This window comes from Modicisalibacter sp. (assembly GCF_055145905.1).
Map to the genome: position 1 here is coordinate 1 of NZ_JBSREH010000050.1, position 2,539 is coordinate 2,539.

The 2,539-nt window shown below is 68.0% G+C and carries 2 protein-coding genes; both read left to right on the top strand.

Annotation, left to right across the window (positions count from 1 at the left end; all coding sequences use genetic code 11):
• The coding region (locus tag ACTCB7_RS14915) for a methyl-accepting chemotaxis protein (protein ID WP_463007305.1) at window positions 1-720 on the top strand (720 nt) is incomplete at its 5' end.
• A gap of 58 nt (window positions 721-778) precedes the next feature.
• On the top strand, window positions 779-2,539 hold a 1,761-nt coding region (locus ACTCB7_RS14920; protein WP_463007306.1), incomplete at its 3' end, for a methyl-accepting chemotaxis protein.

The following is a 2,539-nucleotide window of genomic DNA, read 5'->3' on the forward strand; positions in this document are numbered from 1 at the left end:
GCCGGCGACGCGGCGACCACGGTACGCGAGAGCGGCGAGGTGATGGGCCAGGTGGTGGACACCATGGGCCGGATCACCGACAGCTCGCGCAAGGTCTCGGAGATCATCGGGGTGATCGACTCGATCGCCTTCCAGACCAATATCCTGGCGCTGAACGCCTCGGTGGAGGCGGCTCGGGCTGGCGAGCAGGGCCGCGGCTTCGCGGTGGTGGCCGGCGAGGTGCGCAACCTGGCCGGCCGCAGCGCCGAGGCGGCCAAGGAGATCCGCGCGCTGATCGACGGCGCCTCCCAGGAGATCGATGGTGGCGCCGAGCTGGTCAAGCGGGCCGAGAACTCGATCGAGGGTGTGGTCAGCGCGGTGCTCAAGGTCAACGACATCATGGGCGAAATCGCCTCGGCCTCGGACGAGCAGACCCGGGGGATCGAGCAGATCAACCAGGCGGTGGCGCAGATGGACGAGGTCACCCAGCAGAACGCCGAGCGGGTGCAGACCTCGGCGCGTGCCGCCCAGGAACTCGACGAGCAGGTGGTTCGCCTGGCCGAGGCGATGGGCGTGCTGCGCCTGAGCGGCAGCGGCCGGGAGCAGGTCGATCGCGAGACCCGCTTCCGCGCCGCGCAGGCCCGCAAGCAGGGCGGGGCGGCGGCCCCGGCGCTGGGGCGCCCCGAGCCAGTCTCGCGGCCGGTGGTTCAGCACGACGATAACGAATGGGAGACGTTCTAGCGGCGGCGCCTGAAGCGACGCCCCGGAATGCCTCCGAACCAGCAGGAACTAGGACGACATGCGAGACAATCAGCCCGTTACACAGCGTGAATACCGGCTCGACGACGAGCACTACCTGATTTCGCGAACCGATCTCAAGGGACGGATCACCTATGCCAATCCGGCCTTCGTCGAGGTCAGCGGCTTTTCGCGCGACGAGCTGATCGGCGCACCGCACAGCATCGTGCGTCATCCGGACATGCCGGAAGCCGCCTTCGCCAACATGTGGGAAACCATCGAGGCGGGCGAGTCCTGGCACGGGCTGGTCAAGAACCGGCGCAAGAACGGCGACCACTACTGGGTGGACGCCAGTGCCACGCCGATCATCGAGGACGGCGAACTGCTGGGGTATGCCTCGGTGCGCGTCAAGGCCGACCCGGCGGCCTGCGAGCAGGCCGAGCGTGTCTATGCCGACATTCGCGCCGGCAAGCCCAGCGGCTTTCGTCTGGACAAGGGGCGCTTGGTGCGCAGCGGGTTGCGCGGTCGGTTGCGTCGCCTGCGCTTGCGCTCCCTGCAGGGGCGCATGGCGTCGATGGTGATTCTGGCACTGCTGCTGCTGGGTACGGCAAGCGGGATGGGGCTCTATGCCTTGCAGGCGACCTCCGACCGCTTGCATGCCGTCAACAGCAACGGTCTCAAGGACGTGGCGCGGCTGCAGCGTATCGACCAGCTGGTGAGTCAGGGGCGCGAGCTGGTGGCCGACCCGGTCAGCAACCCGATGTCGGGCGACATGGAAGCTGTCACGTCCAAGGTCAAGACGCTGACGGACAGCCTGCAGGGCCTGTGGGGCGAGTTCATGGCGCGGGACGTCAATCACTCCGAGACGGCGGCCGCCTTCGGCAAGGCGCTCGAGGCCTATCGCACCAAGGGCCTGGAGACCATCGTCAAGAGTCTCAACAACGGCGACTTCTATCAGGCCTATACCGCCTACAACGACACCCTGACGCCCATGGGCGAGCGCCTGGGCGGGATGCTCAACAAGCTGGTCGAGGCCAAGCAGACTCAGGCGGAAACTCTGGTGGCCAGTGCCGAGGCCGAGAAGAATCGCATGTTCCTGATTCAGGTAACACTGGTGCTGGTGGGGCTGGTGCTGCTGGTCGTGATGGGCATGCTGAGCATGCGCGCGATCCGCCGGCCGATCCGCGAGTCCAAGCAGTTCACCCTGCAGATCTCGTCGGGCAACCTGGGTGCGACCCTGCCCAGCCAGCGCAACGACGAGATCGGCGAGCTGATGGCGATGCTCGATGCGATGCGCAAGAGTCTGGGCAGCATCGTGCGCGACGTCGACCGCAGCGTCGCGGTGGTACGGCCGGCCTCGCGGGACATCGCCGCGGGCAACGAGGACCTGTCGTCGCGCACCGAGCAGCAGGCCTCGTCGCTGGAGGAGACCGCCTCGAGCATGGAGGAGATGACCGCCACGGTGAAGCAGAACGCCGCCAATGCCCGCGAGGCCAGCGGTCTGGCCGGCGACGCGGCGACCACGGTACGCGAGAGCGGCGAGGTGATGGGCCAGGTGGTGGACACCATGGGCCGGATCACCGACAGCTCGCGCAAGGTCTCCGAGATCATCGGGGTAATCGACTCGATCGCCTTCCAGACCAACATCCTGGCGCTGAACGCCTCGGTGGAGGCGGCGCGGGCCGGCGAGCAGGGCCGCGGCTTCGCGGTGGTGGCCGGCGAGGTGCGCAACCTGGCCAGCCGCAGTGCCGAGACGGCCAAGGAGATCCGCGCGCTGATCGACGGCTCCTCCCAGGAGATCGACGGCGGCGCCGAGCTGGTC